The following is a 17905-nucleotide window of genomic DNA, read 5'->3' on the forward strand; positions in this document are numbered from 1 at the left end:
TCCTCCGTATCGTTTTATAGTCCGCCGACAGCGTTTTCAAAATCCTCGGCCAGGTCCTCAATATCTTCCAGACCGACGCTGACACGGATCAGATCTTCGTAAACGCCTGCGTTTTCCTTTTCCATCGTACTGCTGTTCGCATAGATCGTGGAAGCGGGATGGATGACCAGCGTCCTAAGGTCGCCTATATTTGCAATATTGCACGCGTATTTTAAATGATTGATGATGGAAAAAGCGTTTTCCTTCGTACCGGCCCGCAGGGTCAATATCGCCCCGTAACCGCCGGAAAACTGCCGCCGGGCCGTTTGGTGCCACGGGCTGGATTTTAGTCCCGGATAGTTGACGTACGCTAACTTGGGATTGCCCGAAAGCTGTTGCGCAAGCTTCTGGGCATTGCCGCAGAGGCGCTCCATCCGGATGCCCAGCGTTTCCAGGCCCAGGCTGCACAGGAAGGCGTTGAACGGGGAAAAGCAGGAGCCGGTGTTGCGGAATAGCCCGCCTCTCAGTTTGGAAAGGTAGGCGAATTCCCCGAACCTGACAAATTTTGCGATCGCCGGATAACGCTCCGGGTCCCACGCAAAGTTTCCGCTGTCGACAATGATCCCGCCGATGGAATTTCCGCTGCCGTTGATATACTTGGACACGGAGTGCACGACGATGTCCGCGCCAAGCTCGATGGGGCGCACAAGGAAGGGGGTGGCGGCGGTATTGTCGACGATTACCGGAATTTTGTGTCTGTGCGCCATTTGCGACAGGGCAGAAATGTCGGGGACGTCCAGCTTTGGGTTCCCGATGGTCTCGACAAACAGCAGCTTCGTATGCCCGGTGATCTGATTTTCAAAGCTTTCGGGCGCGCTGTCCGCGACATAGCGGGTGGTGATCCCGTAGCTTTCCAGATCGCGGAACAGGCCGATCGTTCCGCCGAAGATTCCCGCGGCGGAAAGGATTTCATCCCCGGCGCTCAAAAGATTCAAAACGGACAGGGAGATGGCGGCCATGCCGGAAGCGCAGGCCACCGCCCCGATACCGCCTTCCAGCGTGGCGACGCGGCGCTCAAAAGCTTCGACGGTGGGGTTGTTGATTCTGGTGTAGGAGAAGCCCGGCGCACGGTTGTTGAAGATCGCCTCCAGCTCCTCCGCGGTTTTGTGTTCAAAGGCGCTGGACTGGTAAATGGGCGTATGGGTGGCTCCCGTCGCCCTGTCCGGGCCGTTGTCTTTATGAAGCAGAGCAGTATTGAACCTCATTCCAATCCGCCCTTTATCACGCCGAGCAGGTAGGTTCCGTCGCTGTTCTGAACCACCTCGATCACCTTGTGCTTTTCATTTTTCAGGCTGCGGGGAACATTCTGAATCGGTTCTCCGTCATTCAGCCGGATTTGCAGGGTCTGTCCGTTTTCCAGCTCCTCCAGCGCGACTTTTGTCTTTACGAAGGTGATCGGACACACCACATCCGTAATATCGACAAAAGCGTCATAGCTTTGCTTGCTCATCGGATTGCCTCCTCCAGTTTTTCCTTTAATTGATCCTCGCCGATGCGGTCGATCGTCCGGCGGAAACGTTCGCCCGGCTTTCCGTGTTCCTGAAAGAAGGCGATGGCGGCGTCTACCACGCGGAACAGCTGTTCCTTCTCTGTAATCAGCGGAAGCAGCGGCTTTCCAAAGGCCATATCGTTCCCGAAGGTGCCGCCGAAGGAGGTAATGTAGCCGCTTTTCCCCGACCAGGCGTCTGTGGGGCAGGATTTTACGCATTTCCCGCAGTAAATGCAGCGGCTTTCGTCAAACGCAAGCGAATTTGGCCCGCGGCTGACGCTGATTGCCTTTACGGGGCATGCGGCCGCGCATACGCCGCAGTAGGTGCAGTCTCCGCTGTGCCACTCGGGGCGAAGCCCTCCTTTAATACCGAGGTCGTTTTCTTCCGCTCTCAGGCAGTTGTTTTTGCACCCGGTAATGCCGATTTTAAATTTGTGGGGCAGGTCCCTGCCGAAATATTTGGCGTCCAGTTCCTTAGCGAGCCCGCTGGTCTCGATCAGACCGCTTCCGCAGATCGCGTTGCCCTGGCACGCGGTGACCGTACGCACGCGCGGGCCGCATGCCCCCGGCTGAAGCCCTACTTCGGCCAGCTCGCCCTTTACCGCCTCCACGTCTGCAAAGTCGATGAACGGGATTTCAATTCCCTGCCGTGACGTCATATGGACATAGCCCTTTCCGTACCGCTCGGCTATCTCGCTGACTTTTTTAATCTGCTTTCCCTGCAGCTGACCGCCGACCACACGGATTCTCAGCGAAAATTTACTGTTTTGAATCTGCCTCATAAATCCGCCTTTTTTCAGCTCTTTATATATCGACTCATCCATCTGAGTATTCCTCCTTACCGTACTTCTGAATTGTACATTTAATTATAGAATACGGTCCCCGCTCTGACAAGGCGAATAAATTTAGCATAAGGGGGGAATATCTTTGGCTGTCAAAACCGGACGATTGACTTTGCCCGCCGGCATGTTAAACTATTTCATAACTGATACAGTAAACATATGTGTATTATATACTTTTAAAGCGCTGCATTTCCGGGAGGAGCTTTGAAATGCACGCCCTTTTATTTGACATTTCTATAGCATATAAAACATATATGTTAAATTAAGTTAATATCTTTTTTAGAAGATACGGGAGGTTTATTGTGATAATATTAAAAAAACAGCAGATAGGGGAAATGATACGCCACAGCATTGCCGGGCTTCCCAACGAAAGCTGCGGGCTGATCGCGGGAACCGTCGAAAACGATTGCAAAACGATTGAAAGGGTATATCTGCTGAGGAACATCGACGAAAGCCCGGAGCATTTTTCCATGGATGTGCGGGAGCAGTTTGCGGCGGTCGCGGATATGCGAAAGAACGGCTGGAAGCTGATCGGCAATTTTCACAGCCATCCGCAGACGCCGTCCCGCCCTTCACAGGAGGACATCCGGCTGGCCTTTGACCCGTCGCTGAGCTATTTGATCCTTTCCCTTGCGAACAGGCGGGAGCCGGTGCTGAACAGCTTTCTGATACGGAATCAATCCGTGGAGAAAGAAGAAATAAAAAGTTTGGAGTGAGTTTGTCATGGACCCCCGTGAACACGAGGCCTTTGCAGGAATTCAGGAACAGGAGCAGAAATCCCCGCGCGACGACGGCCATGACCTGCAGATGCTCAGTTCTACGATCTCCCATGAAATCAAAGCGCCGGTACGCGCCATTGACGGCTACGCGCGGATCTTCCTTGAGGATTACCGCGATAAAATCGATGAGGACGGCCTGCTGCTGATCTCCAATATCCGCACGATATGTGGGGAAACGCTTGCCATGATCGACAGGCTTCTGGAATACACCCGGCTTTCCGGAGTGGAACCCGTCAAGGAAACGGTCAATCTGCAGCAGATGATTCAGGACGTGTGCGACGAGCTTGCGGCGGGCTATAAAAGCAAAAAAGCTACCGTGTTGAAATTTCAGGAGGAGATTCCGTTTGTCCTGTGCGACGGGACCCTGATGCATCAGGTGGTGGTGAACCTGGTCTCAAACGCGCTGAAATTTACCCGCGAAGAACAGACCGCCGTCATTACCGCGGGCTTCCATCCCGAAAACGGGGAGGATGTATTTTATATCCGCGATAACGGCGTGGGGTTCGATATGGAATATTCCCAGAATCTGTTCGGCATGTTCCAGCGCATGCATTCCGATGATGAATTCGAGGGGAGCGGCGTAGGCCTTTCCATTGTGAAAAAGCTCATTCAGGCAATGGGCGGTAGAGTCTGGATAACCGGCGAGGTCGGAAAGGGGGCCTGTGTGTATTTTACCCTTCCCCCGGGCAATATTTTGAAATAGAGCCGTGTGGTCGCTTGTTTCTGTTAGGAGGTGTCGGCAGATGTATCGGGTTTTATTGGTGGATGACCGGGATATTTTTCTCATGGAGCTGAAAAGGCTGAAGGTATGGGGGAATATTTCCGGGTTCGAGGTGGCGGGAAAGGCCAACAACGGAAGACAGGCAATGGAAATGCTGAAATCCTCTTCCTATGATCTGGTCCTTACGGATATCCGCATGCCGGTGGTCGACGGCCTGCAGCTTCTGCGGGTCATCAATCAGGAGAACCTGTGCTCCTGCGTGGTGCTCCTGAGCGAGTACAGTGAATTCAATTACGCCCGGCAGGGAATTGTGCTGGGCGCTTTCGATTATCTTGTCAAGCCTCCCAGCCGGGAAAAGCTTTTGGAGCTGTTCCGGCGGGCGCACCGCTTTCTGGAAACCCGCAAAAAAGGGGAAGACGCCTACGGGAACCCGCTGGAGACCGACTTTGGCTGGGCATACCCCTCTGCGGAGGAAAAAAGGGTTGTCGACGGGTTCCTGAACCGGAGCCCCGATACGGCGCAGATTTTTGAAAGCGCCGTGAAAAGCGTGTACACCATGATGGGCGACAATATGATCAAGGCCGACATCCTTGTCAGAAAGCTGTACCACCATATCATCGAAGAGGTTTATTCAAAAATCCCCTGGCTGAGCGATTTTATCGATATCCGCTTTTTTGACGCCACGGAATATCTGCAGGAAAGCGGACCGGATACCTATAAAGAATATTACTGCGGGAAAATAACTTTTTTGCTGAACTTCATCCGCAGGTATCAGCCGGAGGTGGAGAACGGTACCATCAGCGAAATCTGCGCTTACATACTGGGCCATTCGGAAGACGATATCAAGCTGAAGGTGCTCGCGGAAAAATTTTATATCAACAATACTTATCTGAGCAATACCTTTGTCGTTAAAACCGGAATGCACTACAACAGCTTCGTCACGATGGTAAAGATGGCGCGCGCGGAATACCTTTTTAAAAATACGGATTTGAAAACCTATGAAATCTGCTATCAGCTGGGGTATCACGATATCAATTACTTTTCCAGACTATTTAAGAGCTACATCGGCAAAAGCCCGGCGGAGTACCGGAGCCTGCAGCTCAAAAATTGCCCGGTGGCCATGGAGAGCTGCTGCAAGATAGCTCCGTAAAACAGCATCACACAAAAAAGCCCGAAAACGCTTTTCAGCGTTTCTTCGGGCTTTTGCATTTGAGTGCGGGGCATGTGGAATTCCATGGGAGTACAGCCGGACGATGCTTCGGAGCGGAACGGAATACGCTTTTGCAGCAAGCATTGCGGGAGGGATTATGAGGAGAAATTCCATTTTCTGATCGTAAAATTATCTTCAAGCAGGGTCCAGTTCTGCGGGAACGGATAGCCCAGGGCCCAGTAGCTTATCCCCGGCAGGTTATAGCTCTTCACCATATCGAATTTTGCCTGGGCGCTGCGCGCGTCCTCAAACCACACTTCGTGCTCCCTGCCCTGTTCGTCCCAATACCGGAAGAAAGGAGCCTGGGCGACCGGGTCGTACTGAATTTCCGCGCCGTACCTGACGGCCCTCGCGATCGCCTCCTGGGAGCTGAACGTTTCCGCCTCCTGCCCCTCGGTATGGGGCAATAACCAGTCTCTGGCATAGATCTGGAAGCCGAAGTAGATTTTCTCCCGGGGAATGACCGTGACGGCATAGTCAAGAACCTGCTCGATCTGATTCAAAGGGGAAATCGGCTGAGGCGGCCCTTTCCGATAGCCCCATTCGTAAGTCATCAGGATCACGAAATCGACGATTCTGCCGTGCGCCGCGTAATCGTGCGCTTCATAGAGCAGACCGGCCTGCTCTTCGGATGTTTTCGGTGCGAGCGCCGTGGATACAAAGAAGCCCTGCGCATGCAGGCGGTCCACCGCGCGCTGGAGAAAGCGGTTGTAGGCTTCGCGGTCGGCCGGAAGCACGTTCTCCAGATCGATGTTTAATCCCCGGTATCCCTTTTCTTTCATCAGGGTAATGATTTCAGTCAGCAGACGTTCCACGATCTGCGGGCTGTTCAGCACGACGGACGCAAGATTCGCTCCCTGGGACGTCGAAGTAAAATTGGTGATGGACATCATGGGGACCACTCTTTCCGCCAGAGCGGCCTGTACGGCGGGTTCATCATCGATCGGCTGCAGCGTCCCGTCCTCCCTGATCAGATAAGCAAACGGGCTCAGATAGGTCAGAAATCTGCCGTCCTCCCTGACGATCGGAACGGCGTCCTCCCCCAGCATATAAAGATACCCGTTCACATTGAGAGGGGGCCTTGCCCTGCGCGGAATAACCAGTACGGTTCCGGGAATGATCACGTCCGGATCAGCGATCCGGTTGACTGTAATGAGGGACTGCAGCGGCACGCCGTACCTCTGCGCGATCCCCCCCAGGGTTTCCCCGGGCTGTACACGGTGCCGGGGGGCGGGGACATACAAGATCATTCCCGGACGGATACTGTCCGGGTCCGTAATCTGGTTGGCCTGCACGATTTCCCGTACGGTGGTCCCGTATGTCTGAGCGATCCTCCACAGGGTGTCTCCGGGCCGTACGGTATAAAAATCCTCGCTGGGAATCACCAGGGCTTGACCGATAACAAGCCGGTTGGGATTTTGCAGCCCATTCACCGCCGCTGTTTCCGCCGCGGAAACACCATATCGATTTGCAATCTGCCAAAGCGTTTCGCCCGGCATGACTACATGAATGAACATAAAACGTCACCTTCTTTTTTCACAATATATGTGAAAATTCCGGGGTGTGTGAAAGCTTTCCTTTACCGGGAACCAATCTGCAAAATACGGGATCCGAACGGTCTTTTCAGCTTCATAAAAGATCGGGAACAGCAACTTTTGAGAAGCGTTTTTGATAGCAGGAAAGCTGCGCTCCGCCAGCCATAGGGAATATAAAAACAATAGCCGGATCACAGCACGGTCGATCCGTGAAGAAGGCGACAAACAATACTGCGGCAGCAAAATTTGTTCTGCGCCAGGTCCTATCCAAACAATTTCTGCCATTATGCAAAAGTTAGTCATGTTGTAGAAGAGATTTTCATGATATATAATTAATATATGTTTAGTAGATTATAAACCTTGCTCTCAAATTGCAGACCGGCAAGGTCTGCTCCGGTGGTTTTATCGATAATCCTGGCTATCTGTAAAACGCTCGGCAACAGGAGTTTGCTATGCTCCTGTTGCTGTTATGATGCGCCCGGATCAGGAACTGATTGACAAGGTGGAACAAGGGGGAGATGCGCGTGCTTTATCATTTCATAATCCCAAGAGGGATCCGGGAGTACTGTCTCGGCTCCTATAGATTATTTATCATTCAATGAAAAAGAAAGTAGGCGGATACAGATTGAGTAATGATCGCAATTGGCGGGAAAAAGAGCGCAGCCTTTCGGAAGTGATCCGGAAATATCCCGACGTTTCCCCGTTTGTCATTATAAAAACCGATGTGCAGCGCAGAGGGGTTCTCTATACCGAAAAGGCTCTCGCCGCCGTCGATCCGGACATCCATCTTACCAAATTGCGCAGCGATTACAGCAATAAGGAGGATTTGACGCCTGTTTCTCTTACGATGCGGGACGGCACCTCCATTAACGTCGGGGACGAGGGTAGCGGGGACGCGCATAGCGACAGAGACCCCTACCAAGTGGATGTGGTGGATGGAAAAATCGTATTGGTGGATGAAGGAAACGTCATTGAAGAGGTTTCTTACTGGGAAAAGCCGGATTATTATGAAAAAGTAACCTCACGGGGTACTCCCATGTGGCATGTGGTTTCTCCCCGCCCGCAGCGGCTGTGCATCCATCCCCACCAGCAATGCGATTTTTGGAAAACGCCCGGCTACGGCTGCAAGTTCTGTACCATGTCCGCCGTTTACCACGCGGGCAACAAGCCGGAGCTGCTGAACACGCAGGATATTGTGGAGACTGTGGCCGAGGCACTCAAGGAGCCGGGGCGCAATGTCAATATCTTCCTGACGGGCGGAACGCTGAGGGGCGGGAAAAATTTCCTGGACGAGGAGCTCGACTGTTATATTGACATTCTGGCAGGAATCACCAGGCTGTTTGGGGGAAAGCGTTTTCCGAGCCAGCTGATCAGCACGGCCTTCTCACGGGAGCAGCTCCGGCGCCTGCACGACAGCACGGGCCTTGCTTCCTATACGGCGGACCTCGAGGTGCTCAATAAAAGCCTGTTTGAATGGATCTGTCCGGGCAAGGCGGCGACGATCGGTTATGAGGAATGGAAAAACCGTTTGTATGAGGCTGTAGAGATATTCGGACGCGGCAATGTGGACACCGGAATCGTGGCGGGCGTGGAACTCGCGCAGCCAAACGGCTTTCAAACAGAGGAGGAGGCTCTGGAATCCACCCTCTCCGAAGCGGATGAAATATCCTCCCACGGCGTGGGGGTGGTCGGCTGCGTGTGGAAGGTGCATCCCGGTTCTGTTTTTCGTAAGCAGACGTCTCCCAGCCTGGAATATTACGTGCGTCTTGCCCGCGGGCTTGACCAGATACGCCGGAAATACAACCTTAGTATCGATATGGACAATTACCGGCGGTGCGGCAACCATCCCGATACGGATCTTTCCAGAATTTAGGAGGAGAACGATGATGAGTGCAATACTCGGCGAAGAAATCAAGCGGGCACTTGCCGATCCCGGAACGGTCCGGGCCGTGGCCACCGTGGGGAAGGACGGCGCTCCGCATATCGCATTCAAACAATCTCTCAGGCTGCGCGGGGATGGGAACCTTGAGTACGACGAGGGGATTGAAACGTCCCAAACCAATAAAAACCTCGTGTATTCCATCTGGTTCGGGAAAACCGTTTCCATCAGCCTGCTGACCCCGGACCGGTGCGGCTACAACATCGTGGGGCGTCCCCTTCGGGTGCTGATCGCGGGAAGGGAATTCCGTACGCACTACACAGCGGCCCGGGAAGAACGGGGGGATATCGATCTGTCTGCCGTTTGGGTGATTGAACCGGTCGCGTCGTATGAACAGAGCTTTGACAAACGCAGGCAGGAGGAAGAGGCGGCACACCCCCTGCTGCAGCATTTAGACCGCCTGACCGTAACCGGTCAATAACTATTTTTAAAATTTGAGGAGAAATTTCATGATGAAAAACCATTTAAAAAGGAGTAAGCCTTTCATTCCGGTGCTGATTCTGGCGACCCTTCTGTCGGTATCCGGGTGCGCGTCCGCGGCTCCGTCTTCCGGTACCTCGCAGGCGGTCGCCTCCGCTCCCGCGTCCTCCGCTTCCGCTTCGGCGCAGGAGTCCGAAAAAGATTACGGTGGGCTGACCATCCATATCGCCACCCAGCCCAGCCAGACCCAGCCCGCCCTGGCGGAGGAGCTTGGCTATTTTAAGGAGGAATTCGGCAAGAACAACATCAATTTCGATGTGCGTACCTTTGCTTCCGGCCCTCCGATCATCGAGGCGTTTGCCGCCGGTGATATCGATATCGGTCAGGTGGGCGCGCAGCCGGCCGTCCAGGCGGCCGCCAACGATATTCCGCTTAAAATCATCGCCGCCTATATGACCGGAAACGGCAAGGGCGACGGCCTGCTTGCCCGAAAGGGTTCCGGCATCAATGCGCTCGCAGATATCCGCGGGAAGAAAGTCGGCGTGCAGATCGGTTCCAATTCCCATATGCTCCTGCTGCGGATTCTGGAGTCGGTCAACCTGACCGAAAAAAACATCCAGCTGGTAAACCTTTCTTTCACGGACATCAACACCGCGCTGGAGGCCGGCAATATCGACGCCGGCGTCAGCCAGCTTCCGCAGCTGCAGACCGTAATCGACAACGGGACCGCCACCCTGCTGGAGGTAGACGGCTCTCAATTTCCAAGAACGTCGAGCGTCATTATCGTTTCGGAGGAATTTACCAAAAAATATCCCGAGCTGATTCCCCGCATCCTGAAAACGCTGGACAAAACGGTTACTTATTGCAAGGAACACGAGGACGAGGCGATCAAGATTCTTTCCAAGAGAAACGGCGTGGCGGAAAACTCTTATAAAGCGTCCTTTGCTTCCACTGAATTTTCATTATATCTGGACAAAGAACGGCTCGGTACCCTACAGGACACAAAGGAGTTCCTGCAGGAACAGGGTACCATAAAAGACGTGGACCTGGACCAGATTATCGACACCTCTTATCTGGAGAAAGCAGGAATCAGCAAAAATTAACCGGAAGGGACGCTTTTGTATGACTTCAAACCTGAAAAACCGGGTTATCAGGATCGGCCTGGGGTGCGTTCTGCCGGCGGTGCTGATCCTGACCTGGGAAATTCTGGGGCGGCAGGGAATCATCAACCGCTCCATCTTCCCTTATCCCACACGCATTTTTGAAACCTATCTGGATATGGTGCGGAAGGGCAGCATACAAAAGGATCTTTCCGTAAGTGCGGGGCGGGTTATCAAGGGCTTTTGCATTGGTTCCGTCCTGGGGCTGAGTATCGGCGTTATCATCGGTCTTTCCAAAACGGCAAACAGCCTTGCGGCCTCCATCATCGGGCTTCTGCGCCCGATCCCTATGATCGCGTGGGTCCCTCTGCTCATTTTGTGGATGGGGATCGACGAAGCTTCCAAGGTGACGCTCATTTCAATCGGTACCTTTTGGCCGGTGGTGATCAACACCAGCCGCGGGATACTCAACAGCGATAAAAAGCTGCTGGAGGTGGGCACTATTCTGGAGAAAACCCGATTTCAGATGCTTACCAAGGTGGTTTTGCCCGGTGCGTTTCCCTTTATTTTTACCGGCCTGCGTCTGGGAGTGAGCAGCGCGTGGACCTGTGTCGTAACGGCGGAAGCCATCGCGGCCGCCTCGGGCATCGGCTACCTGATCATGTATGCGCGCGAGCTTTCACAGCCGCCCGTAATGTTCTCCGGCGTAATCACCATCGGCTTGGTGGGATTGCTTCTCGATACGGTTCTGCAGCAAATCGAAAAGCACGTTTTGCGCTGGAACGAGACTGATGGAAAGTAGATATCAAAATGGCTGAAAATAAAAACATAGATATAGCAGGTGTCTCAAAAACCTTCAGGCTTTCGTCCGGGGACCTGCCGGTGCTCAACAGCATCGATTTGCAGATCGAAAGCGGCGAGTTTATCAGTGTGGTGGGCGCCAGCGGGTGCGGCAAAAGCACCCTTTTACGGATTCTTTCCGGGCTGGAAACAGCCACCACGGGCGAGGTGCGGATCGGCGGGCGCAAAGTGGAGCGCCCCAGCGTGCTTACGGGCGTGATCTTCCAGGAATCCAGGCTGTTCCCATGGCTGAACGTAGAGCAAAATATCGCGTTCGGCATCCATCAAAAAATCGATAAGGAGCAAAGGGCGCGGTCCATAGCGGAACATATCGAACTGGTGGGGCTGAAAGGTTTTGAGAAGGCGTTGCCAAAGCAGCTTTCCGGTGGAATGCAGCAGCGGGTGAGCATCGCCCGTGCGCTGATCAATCAGCCCAACGTGCTTCTGCTGGATGAGCCGTTCGGCGCGCTGGACGCTCTCACCCGAATCCACATGCAGAATGAGATTCTGCGGATATGGGACAAAGAAAAATCGACGATGGTTTTAGTCACCCATGATGTGGACGAGGCAATCTTTCTGAGCGACCGGATTGTGCTCTTATCAAATCGTCCGGGAGAGGTCAAGAAAGTGATCTCCGTCGGTCTGAACCGCCCCAGGGACCGCAGCAGCGCCCGCTTCATCGAGATCCGCAAAGAAATTTACACTCATTTTTTCGAGGACTCCTCCCTGTCGATCGAATACTATCTGTAGTTTCATTTTCCCGTCTTGCATACTATCCGGAGCATCTGAAAATTCAGCACTATATCATATCAGGAAAGCCGCAGCCAGACCGATTGGAATGGTTGCGGCTTTCTTTAACGGCATCTCTTTTTCCATTAAAAAGGGAGACCTTTTACGAGATTATATTGGGCAAAAACGAGTATATCATAACTGTTTAACTTTTGGGGTGTAGCTATAATCAACTCTATAGGCGAAGTTTTTTGGTGAAATAACTTCATCAAATTATTTCTTCTTTTATTTTGCCATTGGGTCGAAACTTCGTGGTGCAAGCCGGGAGAAAGGAAAAAGCTCCGTTTTCAAATCTTGTTAACGCAAATCTTTTGTATATTGCTGGGCACTGACATGAAGAAGCTTCTTTGCAGTGGTGATGTCGGTGATCAGCGTGTCGATCAATCGGTAACGGATGGCAATATAAATACTCTCAACTTTTTCGTCCCCGCCGGCGACCCCGATCACTTCCGGTATTTTCTTAATTTCATCTAAGCTCAGCGACATCAATTGCTGGTTCCATTTGCAATCCACCAACTGGCCGTGCTCATTGAAAAAATTGAATGAGATATCGCCTTTAATCAGATCACTGACGTTGTCGGTATATTTATCAATGCCGTGCATGTAGGCTTCTGTCATTTCAAAATAGATGGGAGAGCTACCGAGGCCGACGATAGCGAGGTCCGAATTTCTGGCGTTGTCCAGCACATCCTTAATGAAGTGCTGTTTCATAAGAATCCGTTTTGCCTCCGGGGAATCGACGACTACAGGGGCATGGAGCTGCAAACTGTCGCCGCCGCACTGACGCGCAAAAATCTCGGCGATAACATTCGCCTGGGTGTCTCTGTCATTACGCAGTAACCCGCCGGATAGCGGCACAAAGGTCACATCCGGAAATGGGACCGGGGAGGAAAAGCTGTTGGCCAGCGCGAAGTTGGTTTCACCGGATGATACGGCCACCAGTTTGGCCGAGTACATGCGCCGGAACAGGTATTTCGCCGCTAAATGTCCCAGCCGTTTCTTCGGCTGGTTGCTTTCGTCCACATTGACACAGATGACATCATGAAGCTTGAAGGTCGATTTTAGCTGATTTTCCAGTACATGGTAAGGCCGCATTCCGGCGTCGTGGATGATGATCTGCACGATTCCGACGGTGCGCGCCTTTGTGAGCAGTTTCGAGACCAGCGAGCGGCTCATATTATATTTCTTCGCAATCTGATCCTGCGTAAGGTAGTCGTCATAATACAGATGTGCGATTTCTACCAGCAATTGCGTATCATCGGAAGTACCCATTCTCTAATCCCTCACAGCTTACATAAATACAATTGAGCTCCCAATTCTGACCTCCGGAACACCGGCGGGCGATAGCACGACCGCCCCCGGCAATACGTCTTCAGACGGATCAAATATCAGCGTCATGTGTCCCAAACGGCTGAAATTCTCATTCGCCACCTCGCCGACCTGTTCTACAGTGTACTCCTTATCATCAAACAACATATGTCCGCCCGGACGCAATATTCCGTCACTCTGTTCGCCCTTGAATTCGTGAATAATACAGGCATCCTGTAATTCTTCAGGACAATCTTTGCCGAAAAGAACCAGCATCGGACTTTCGTCAAATATGGCATCCCTGCCAATTGCAGTCACGGTTGTCTTGAACATTTGCATCATGCTCCTTTTTATACATTATAGCGCAATGCTTCGAAAAAAGAAAGCGTTCCATAACTCAGCGCGGATTTACTTGCCGGAGAAGACACGCATTGCACGCAGAATATCTGATTTCATGGCGCTCGTAGCGCAAAGTGAGATAGCATCGAAAAACAGTGCATCATGATCTGTGTTCAGATACTGCCTGACTGCCTCCCCGCCGGCCTTGTTCATATAGGTATAATAATTGATCTTGCAGATACCATTCTGGATGGCGGTCCTGTAATCTTCATTGGAAACACCGGACCCCCCGTGCATAACGAGCGGAATATCTGCCGCGTCGCGGATTTTACTGACACGGTCAAGATCCAGACGGGGCTCGGTGAGATACACGCCGTGCACAGTTCCAAAAGCAACGGCCAGACAGTCGACTCCGGTTGCATCCACGAAACGGCGGGCCATATCCGGATCGGTGTATATATCATCCAGATTAGTGTAGTCGTCGGCGCTGTCTGCGTTTGTACCCTCACCGACGACAACTTTCGATGTGAAAACGTGGCCGAGTTCTGCTTCCACGGAGACTCCCGCGGCGTGTGCGATCTTAACGATCTCAGCTGTCTGAGCGATGTTTGTGTCAAGATCCTTCCCGGATGCATCATACATCACGGACGTGAAACCGAGCCGGACAGCCTGCACGCAGCGTTCAAATGAACTTCCGTGATCCAGATGCACAGCAACCGGGACAGACGCGCGTCCGGCATAGTGCAGCATCAATGGTGCGATCTCATGCATGTCGACAATGCTGTCATGGCTCTGTGCATGTTGCAGGATAACAGGACATCCAAGTTCTTCGGCTGCCGCGATAATCGCGCGCACGCTCTCCAATGTTGTACCGTTGAATGCACCTACTGCGTATCGACGCGCTTTGGCGTCGGCTAAAATATCCTTGAGATTGGCCAGCATGATTTTATCCTCCTATTTTGTTGTATCAACGTTATAATGTGCAAGCAGAATACGTTCCGCCTCTGCGCTCCAGCAGCCGTTTGCACGGTCGCAGGCATCCGCCAGTTCGCCGAACAGCGGATTCTCCGCGCTCAATTTGTGAAAATCCTTAATTGCGGTCAGTGGCAGATCAATCTGCGTGTAAATCAGCTTCTTGCCGCCTGGAATCTGCGGCAGATTTAAGGTTGTTTCGATTACACTGTTTAATCCGCCGATATGTGTCAGCATGACGGTGGGATTTATGCGCCCCTCATCCGACAGACGAATTGCGTCAAGCAGGTCGTCGTTGGTGCTTCCGGTGAAGCCGACATAATGGGTTTTTGCATAGTGTATGTTATACATATTGATCATTGCGGACAGGCCCTTGTCCACGGGACCGGCAAAGAAATTCAGGCAACCGTCGGTTGCCAGTACCTTGTCAGCCTGTTCAATTAATCGCTGCACGGGCGCATATACAAAGACATCGTCGTATCCGGCTCCATTGCTGAGACTTCTAAGATCCTGCACGACGTCGCTGCTTGACTCCGCATTGAAAAATACAAGCCGCCTGTTGTTTGGCACAGTCAAAACGGCTTGGGCGCGCGCGATTCGTTCCTTAGAGACATCGACGGCAACGATGAGTGCCGGACCGTTTTCCAACTGCAGAGCATAATCGATAGCGGCGAGCCCCATTGGGCCGCAGGCTCCGAAAATAATGAGGTTTCCCTGGGGTTTTACTCCCATCGTATGCTCGTGATTGACATCCGAGGTGTGATACATCCGGTTGTATCCCGCGATTACACACGCAATCGGCTCCGCCAGCGAAGATTGAAAAAAGGACTCCCCCTTGATTGGAATCAGGCAATTGAGCTCCATCACCTCGTTCGGAATCACACAATAGGTGCAGTCGCCGCCGAAATAAGAATACGAATAACCCGGGGTGTCGAATGTTCCGTTATAATTCAGGGAAGGCTGGATTGTGAACCGCTGGCCCGCCCGATATTTGTCCTTCCATTTAGCGCCCACCGATATGATGACACCCGCCATTTCATGGCCGATGATTACCGGCTTTTCAGACAGATCGTCCGGCGCGCGCTTATGCGCGCTACCCTGCTGAACCAGCTTGTATGTAGACATACAGACACTGTCCGTCATCATTTTTGCAAGAATCTCATCCTCCCTGATTTCAGGTAATTCCAATTCTTCTAATAGTAGATCTTTTGTTCCATGCAGCCTGATTGCTTTTGTTTTCATGTAGGTACCTCCGTTAAGATTATATTTTCATTCCTTTGATGGAATGGTTGTGAGTGCCTGATGACACTACTATAATAGCGACAGTTTATCGGTATTGTCAATTATTTGCGATACATTGGAACATATGTGATGACTATTTTGCGGATCCAACATGTTGCGGAATTAAACTGTAGAATATGTTCAAATTTTTAATATTATGTTGACATTTAATGTGCAATAATATAACATCAATGAGCAAGATGAGTAAGTCGTCACACGACCTGACAAATGTGAGAAAGGAGAAGGCAAGTGATAAAGGGGGGTGATTCTATGACGATAGTATTAGGCGGGCTGTTCTTGGCCATGGCGTTGCAGGCATTTTTTTCATACATGCAATTAAAGGCCGTGTACGGTACGCTGGGGCAGATGAAGCGTGAGCACGCCGGATCGGGATATCTGGCAATGGGGAGAGCAAAATCAAAGATCCCTTTCTGCAAGGGAGTAGCTGTCATTATCGTGGTGGATGAAACAGGAGTTGTCGTGGAATACCGTGAGATGCAGGGCAGAACCGTATTTGCCAAATTCAGGCGGCGGGCAGAACTGACCGGTTTGACGATGGAGACGGCAGTCAGCCGGGTGGCTGAGAAAATGAGAGTGCAGGCCTTGAAAAAGGCGATTGAGCTGATTGACGAGCAGCGCAACAGGCAGGCTGTCACATTGTAAAAGGGAATCGAATTGATAGGATTTAGGAGGGCATTTTATGGATTTCTTAGTAAAATTTGCAGAAGTATTTACCGGTGTGTTCCAGGCCGGAGGCGAAAACCTGACGGGGCTAATCACGGGGATCCTGCCCACGTTGCTGGTGCTTCTGACGACGATCAACGCGTTAATTAAGCTGATTGGAGAGAAACGCGTCAATAATTTTGCGAAAAAACTGACGCGGTTCCGCTTGCTGCGCTATACGCTTTTACCAATCATGTCGCTGTTTTTCCTGACAAATCCGATGTGCTATACAATGGGGCGGTTTGTCGAGGAGAAAGAGAAGCCGGCCTTTATTGACGCGTGTTTCTCGTTTGCGCATCCAATACTCGGAATTTTTCCGCACGCTAACCCAGGGGAACTGTTTGTATGGGCGGGCATCTCCGCAGGGATTACAACGCTGGGGCAATCGGCTATGCCGCTGGCGGTACGGTATTTTATTGTGGGTATTATCGTCATATTTATCCGCGGCAACGTGACTGAGCTTATTACGACTCTGATGATGAAGAGAAAAGGGGCGGCGAAATGAAGACGACAGTAAAAGTAACGAGAGGACCCGGGGGCTGGGGCGGCCCGTTTACCGTGCAGGAGACCGAGACCCGCAAAGTCGTGGCGTCGATTACAGGCGGCGGTATTCATCCGCTGGCGCAGAAAATCGCGGATATGCTGCATGTTCCGGCCGTAGACGGTTTTAAAGAAAAGGTCGAGCCTGATACCATGATTATTGCTATCGTAGACTGCGGCGGAACACTGCGGTGCGGCGTATACCCAAAGCTCGGGGTCAAAACGATCGACACCCATCCGATCTCACCGTCGGGCCCGCTGAGCCGCTACATCAACGAAGGCAATTTTGTATCGGGGGTCGTCGAGGATAACATCAGCCTCGTGGAAAGCGGGGAAACCGATACCGTTGCAAAGGCAGCTCCCAAAGCTGCTCCAGAGACAAAAGCAGCGGCGGCGGAGGCGCCCGCAGCCTCTTCAAAAGGGATGGTCGGATTTATTACAAATTCCGGACGAGCAATCGGAAGCGTTGTGAACATCTTCTATCAGGCCGGCCGTGATTCCGTTGAAATCGTATTGAAGAGCATCCTGCCATTTATGGTATTTGTCAGCATCATGGTCGGCATCATCAACTACACAGGTGTTGGCAATGTGCTTGCTAACGCTATTAAGCCGCTGGCCGGAAGTTTGCCGGGACTGTTGGGGCTGTCCGTTTTTTGTGCGATCCCGTTTTTGTCCCCCGTATTGGGACCGGGTGCGGTCATCGCGCAGGTCATCGGAGTATTGCTGGGTGTTCAGATCGGAAAGGGCACGATTCCGCCGTCCTACGCTCTGCCCGCGCTGTTCGCAATCAATTCTCAGGTCGGCTGCGATTTCCTGCCGGTCGCGTTGACATTGGCAGAGGCTGAGCCGGAGACAGTGGAAACCGGTGTCCCGGCGATGCTTTTCTCCCGGCTCATCACGGGTCCCATAGCGGTACTGGTGGCGTTCCTTCTGAGCTTCGGACTTTATTAGACAAAGGATCTGTAAGTAAAGTATAAAATAAAGACTTTGAGAAGACAGGTATGCCCGTCAATGCCACCAGGAAAAAATGCTGGAAGGC

Annotated in this window: 19 protein-coding genes; 11 read left to right on the forward strand and 8 right to left on the reverse strand. The window is 52.2% G+C overall.

Annotated elements, in window-relative coordinates:
- Positions 1-14: 14 nt before the first annotated feature.
- From VXK30_RS04265 to VXK30_RS04275, 3 genes are read right to left on the reverse strand one after another with little or no spacing between them, the layout of a single operon-like run.
- Entirely contained in the window at positions 15-1244 is a 1230-nt protein-coding gene (locus VXK30_RS04265; protein ID WP_275713093.1) for an O-acetylhomoserine aminocarboxypropyltransferase/cysteine synthase family protein, read from the reverse strand.
- Entirely contained in the window at positions 1241-1489 is a 249-nt protein-coding gene (locus VXK30_RS04270) for a sulfurtransferase TusA family protein (protein WP_141827447.1), read from the reverse strand. The genes VXK30_RS04265 and VXK30_RS04270 overlap by 4 nt, the downstream gene beginning before the upstream one ends.
- Positions 1486-2352, reverse strand: a complete 867-nt coding sequence (locus tag VXK30_RS04275) for a 4Fe-4S binding protein (protein ID WP_275713091.1) — start codon at positions 2350-2352, stop codon at positions 1486-1488. Before VXK30_RS04275 ends, VXK30_RS04270 begins: the two co-directional genes overlap by 4 nt.
- A gap of 320 nt (positions 2353-2672) precedes the next feature.
- On the opposite strand from VXK30_RS04275, the gene VXK30_RS04280 reads away from it, so the two are divergent.
- The 3 genes from VXK30_RS04280 to VXK30_RS04290 are packed head-to-tail and all read left to right on the forward strand — an operon-like array spanning position 2673 to position 5020.
- Positions 2673-3086, forward strand: coding sequence for a M67 family metallopeptidase (locus VXK30_RS04280; RefSeq protein WP_275713089.1), 414 nt, complete (start codon positions 2673-2675; stop codon positions 3084-3086).
- A 7-nt stretch (positions 3087-3093) separates the two neighbouring features.
- Positions 3094-3852, forward strand: coding sequence for a sensor histidine kinase (locus tag VXK30_RS04285; protein ID WP_275713087.1), 759 nt, complete (start codon positions 3094-3096; stop codon positions 3850-3852).
- A gap of 40 nt (positions 3853-3892) precedes the next feature.
- Entirely contained in the window at positions 3893-5020 is a 1128-nt protein-coding gene (locus tag VXK30_RS04290; protein WP_275713086.1) for a response regulator transcription factor, read from the forward strand.
- A 155-nt stretch (positions 5021-5175) separates the two neighbouring features.
- On the opposite strand, the gene VXK30_RS04295 is transcribed toward VXK30_RS04290, so the two are convergent.
- Complete coding sequence (locus VXK30_RS04295; RefSeq protein WP_275713084.1) at positions 5176-6597, reverse strand: LysM peptidoglycan-binding domain-containing protein; 1422 nt, start codon at positions 6595-6597, stop codon at positions 5176-5178.
- Positions 6598-7240: 643 nt separating this feature from the next.
- On the opposite strand from VXK30_RS04295, the gene VXK30_RS04300 reads away from it, so the two are divergent.
- The 5 genes from VXK30_RS04300 to VXK30_RS04320 are packed head-to-tail and all read left to right on the forward strand — an operon-like array spanning position 7241 to position 11664.
- The gene (locus VXK30_RS04300; RefSeq protein WP_275713082.1) at positions 7241-8488 is read left to right on the forward strand and encodes a radical SAM protein; all 1248 of its coding nucleotides are present in this window, start codon (positions 7241-7243) and stop codon (positions 8486-8488) included.
- Positions 8489-8498: 10 nt separating this feature from the next.
- Complete coding sequence (locus tag VXK30_RS04305; RefSeq protein WP_275713080.1) at positions 8499-8975, forward strand: hypothetical protein; 477 nt, start codon at positions 8499-8501, stop codon at positions 8973-8975.
- A 28-nt stretch (positions 8976-9003) separates the two neighbouring features.
- Positions 9004-10077, forward strand: coding sequence for an ABC transporter substrate-binding protein (locus tag VXK30_RS04310; RefSeq protein WP_275713078.1), 1074 nt, complete (start codon positions 9004-9006; stop codon positions 10075-10077).
- A 19-nt stretch (positions 10078-10096) separates the two neighbouring features.
- Entirely contained in the window at positions 10097-10876 is a 780-nt protein-coding gene (locus VXK30_RS04315; protein ID WP_275713076.1) for an ABC transporter permease, read from the forward strand.
- Between the two features lie 8 nt (positions 10877-10884).
- Positions 10885-11664 carry an ABC transporter ATP-binding protein gene (locus VXK30_RS04320; RefSeq protein ID WP_275713074.1) on the forward strand — a complete coding sequence of 260 codons (780 nt, stop codon included), beginning with the start codon at positions 10885-10887 and terminating at the stop codon, positions 11662-11664.
- A gap of 336 nt (positions 11665-12000) precedes the next feature.
- Here the strand turns inward: VXK30_RS04320 and VXK30_RS04325 are convergent, their stop codons facing one another.
- The 4 genes from VXK30_RS04325 to VXK30_RS04340 form a co-directional block, all read right to left on the reverse strand.
- Positions 12001-12975: a sugar-binding transcriptional regulator gene (locus VXK30_RS04325; RefSeq protein WP_275713073.1), complete on the reverse strand. Its 975-nt coding sequence runs from the start codon at positions 12973-12975 to the stop codon at positions 12001-12003.
- A gap of 18 nt (positions 12976-12993) precedes the next feature.
- The gene (locus VXK30_RS04330; RefSeq protein WP_275713071.1) at positions 12994-13344 is read right to left on the reverse strand and encodes a PTS glucitol/sorbitol transporter subunit IIA; all 351 of its coding nucleotides are present in this window, start codon (positions 13342-13344) and stop codon (positions 12994-12996) included.
- Positions 13345-13419: 75 nt separating this feature from the next.
- Complete coding sequence (locus tag VXK30_RS04335) at positions 13420-14292, reverse strand: class II fructose-bisphosphate aldolase (RefSeq protein WP_275713070.1); 873 nt, start codon at positions 14290-14292, stop codon at positions 13420-13422.
- 12 nt (positions 14293-14304) lie between these two features.
- Positions 14305-15564 carry a zinc-binding dehydrogenase gene (locus VXK30_RS04340; RefSeq protein ID WP_275713069.1) on the reverse strand — a complete coding sequence of 420 codons (1260 nt, stop codon included), beginning with the start codon at positions 15562-15564 and terminating at the stop codon, positions 14305-14307.
- Between the two features lie 309 nt (positions 15565-15873).
- Between VXK30_RS04340 and VXK30_RS04345 the strand changes: the two genes are divergently transcribed.
- Genes VXK30_RS04345 through srlE form a run of 3 tightly spaced genes read left to right on the forward strand, consistent with a single transcriptional unit; the run spans position 15874 to position 17817 of the window.
- Positions 15874-16266: a transcriptional regulator GutM gene (locus tag VXK30_RS04345; RefSeq protein ID WP_275713067.1), complete on the forward strand. Its 393-nt coding sequence runs from the start codon at positions 15874-15876 to the stop codon at positions 16264-16266.
- 37 nt (positions 16267-16303) lie between these two features.
- The gene (srlA, locus tag VXK30_RS04350) at positions 16304-16831 is read left to right on the forward strand and encodes a PTS glucitol/sorbitol transporter subunit IIC (protein ID WP_275713065.1); all 528 of its coding nucleotides are present in this window, start codon (positions 16304-16306) and stop codon (positions 16829-16831) included.
- Entirely contained in the window at positions 16828-17817 is a 990-nt protein-coding gene (srlE, locus tag VXK30_RS04355) for a PTS glucitol/sorbitol transporter subunit IIB (protein ID WP_275713063.1), read from the forward strand. The genes srlA and srlE overlap by 4 nt, the downstream gene beginning before the upstream one ends.
- The last annotated feature ends 88 nt before the right edge of the window (positions 17818-17905 follow it).

This window comes from Caproiciproducens sp. CPB-2, from assembly GCF_036287215.1.
GTDB lineage: Bacteria > Bacillota > Clostridia > Oscillospirales > Acutalibacteraceae > Caproiciproducens.

Excerpts from the sequence above, each read along its gene's own strand:
- VXK30_RS04345 (WP_275713067.1), top strand. The coding sequence starts at position 15,874 with ATGACGATAGTATTAGGCGGGCTGTTCTTGGCCATGGCGTTGCAGGCA.
- srlA (WP_275713065.1), top strand. The coding sequence starts at position 16,304 with ATGGATTTCTTAGTAAAATTTGCAGAAGTATTTACCGGTGTGTTCCAG.
- VXK30_RS04305 (WP_275713080.1), top strand. The coding sequence starts at position 8,499 with ATGATGAGTGCAATACTCGGCGAAGAAATCAAGCGGGCACTTGCCGAT.
- VXK30_RS04325 (WP_275713073.1), bottom strand. The coding sequence starts at position 12,975 with ATGGGTACTTCCGATGATACGCAATTGCTGGTAGAAATCGCACATCTG.
- VXK30_RS04295 (WP_275713084.1), bottom strand. The coding sequence starts at position 6,597 with ATGTTCATTCATGTAGTCATGCCGGGCGAAACGCTTTGGCAGATTGCA.
- VXK30_RS04270 (WP_141827447.1), bottom strand. The coding sequence starts at position 1,489 with ATGAGCAAGCAAAGCTATGACGCTTTTGTCGATATTACGGATGTGGTG.
- VXK30_RS04340 (WP_275713069.1), bottom strand. The coding sequence starts at position 15,564 with ATGAAAACAAAAGCAATCAGGCTGCATGGAACAAAAGATCTACTATTA.
- VXK30_RS04320 (WP_275713074.1), top strand. The coding sequence starts at position 10,885 with ATGGCTGAAAATAAAAACATAGATATAGCAGGTGTCTCAAAAACCTTC.
- VXK30_RS04330 (WP_275713071.1), bottom strand. The coding sequence starts at position 13,344 with ATGTTCAAGACAACCGTGACTGCAATTGGCAGGGATGCCATATTTGAC.
- srlE (WP_275713063.1), top strand. The coding sequence starts at position 16,828 with ATGAAGACGACAGTAAAAGTAACGAGAGGACCCGGGGGCTGGGGCGGC.
- VXK30_RS04315 (WP_275713076.1), top strand. The coding sequence starts at position 10,097 with ATGACTTCAAACCTGAAAAACCGGGTTATCAGGATCGGCCTGGGGTGC.
- VXK30_RS04265 (WP_275713093.1), bottom strand. The coding sequence starts at position 1,244 with ATGAGGTTCAATACTGCTCTGCTTCATAAAGACAACGGCCCGGACAGG.
- VXK30_RS04275 (WP_275713091.1), bottom strand. The coding sequence starts at position 2,352 with ATGGATGAGTCGATATATAAAGAGCTGAAAAAAGGCGGATTTATGAGG.
- VXK30_RS04285 (WP_275713087.1), top strand. The coding sequence starts at position 3,094 with ATGGACCCCCGTGAACACGAGGCCTTTGCAGGAATTCAGGAACAGGAG.
- VXK30_RS04310 (WP_275713078.1), top strand. The coding sequence starts at position 9,004 with ATGATGAAAAACCATTTAAAAAGGAGTAAGCCTTTCATTCCGGTGCTG.
- VXK30_RS04335 (WP_275713070.1), bottom strand. The coding sequence starts at position 14,292 with ATGCTGGCCAATCTCAAGGATATTTTAGCCGACGCCAAAGCGCGTCGA.
- VXK30_RS04290 (WP_275713086.1), top strand. The coding sequence starts at position 3,893 with ATGTATCGGGTTTTATTGGTGGATGACCGGGATATTTTTCTCATGGAG.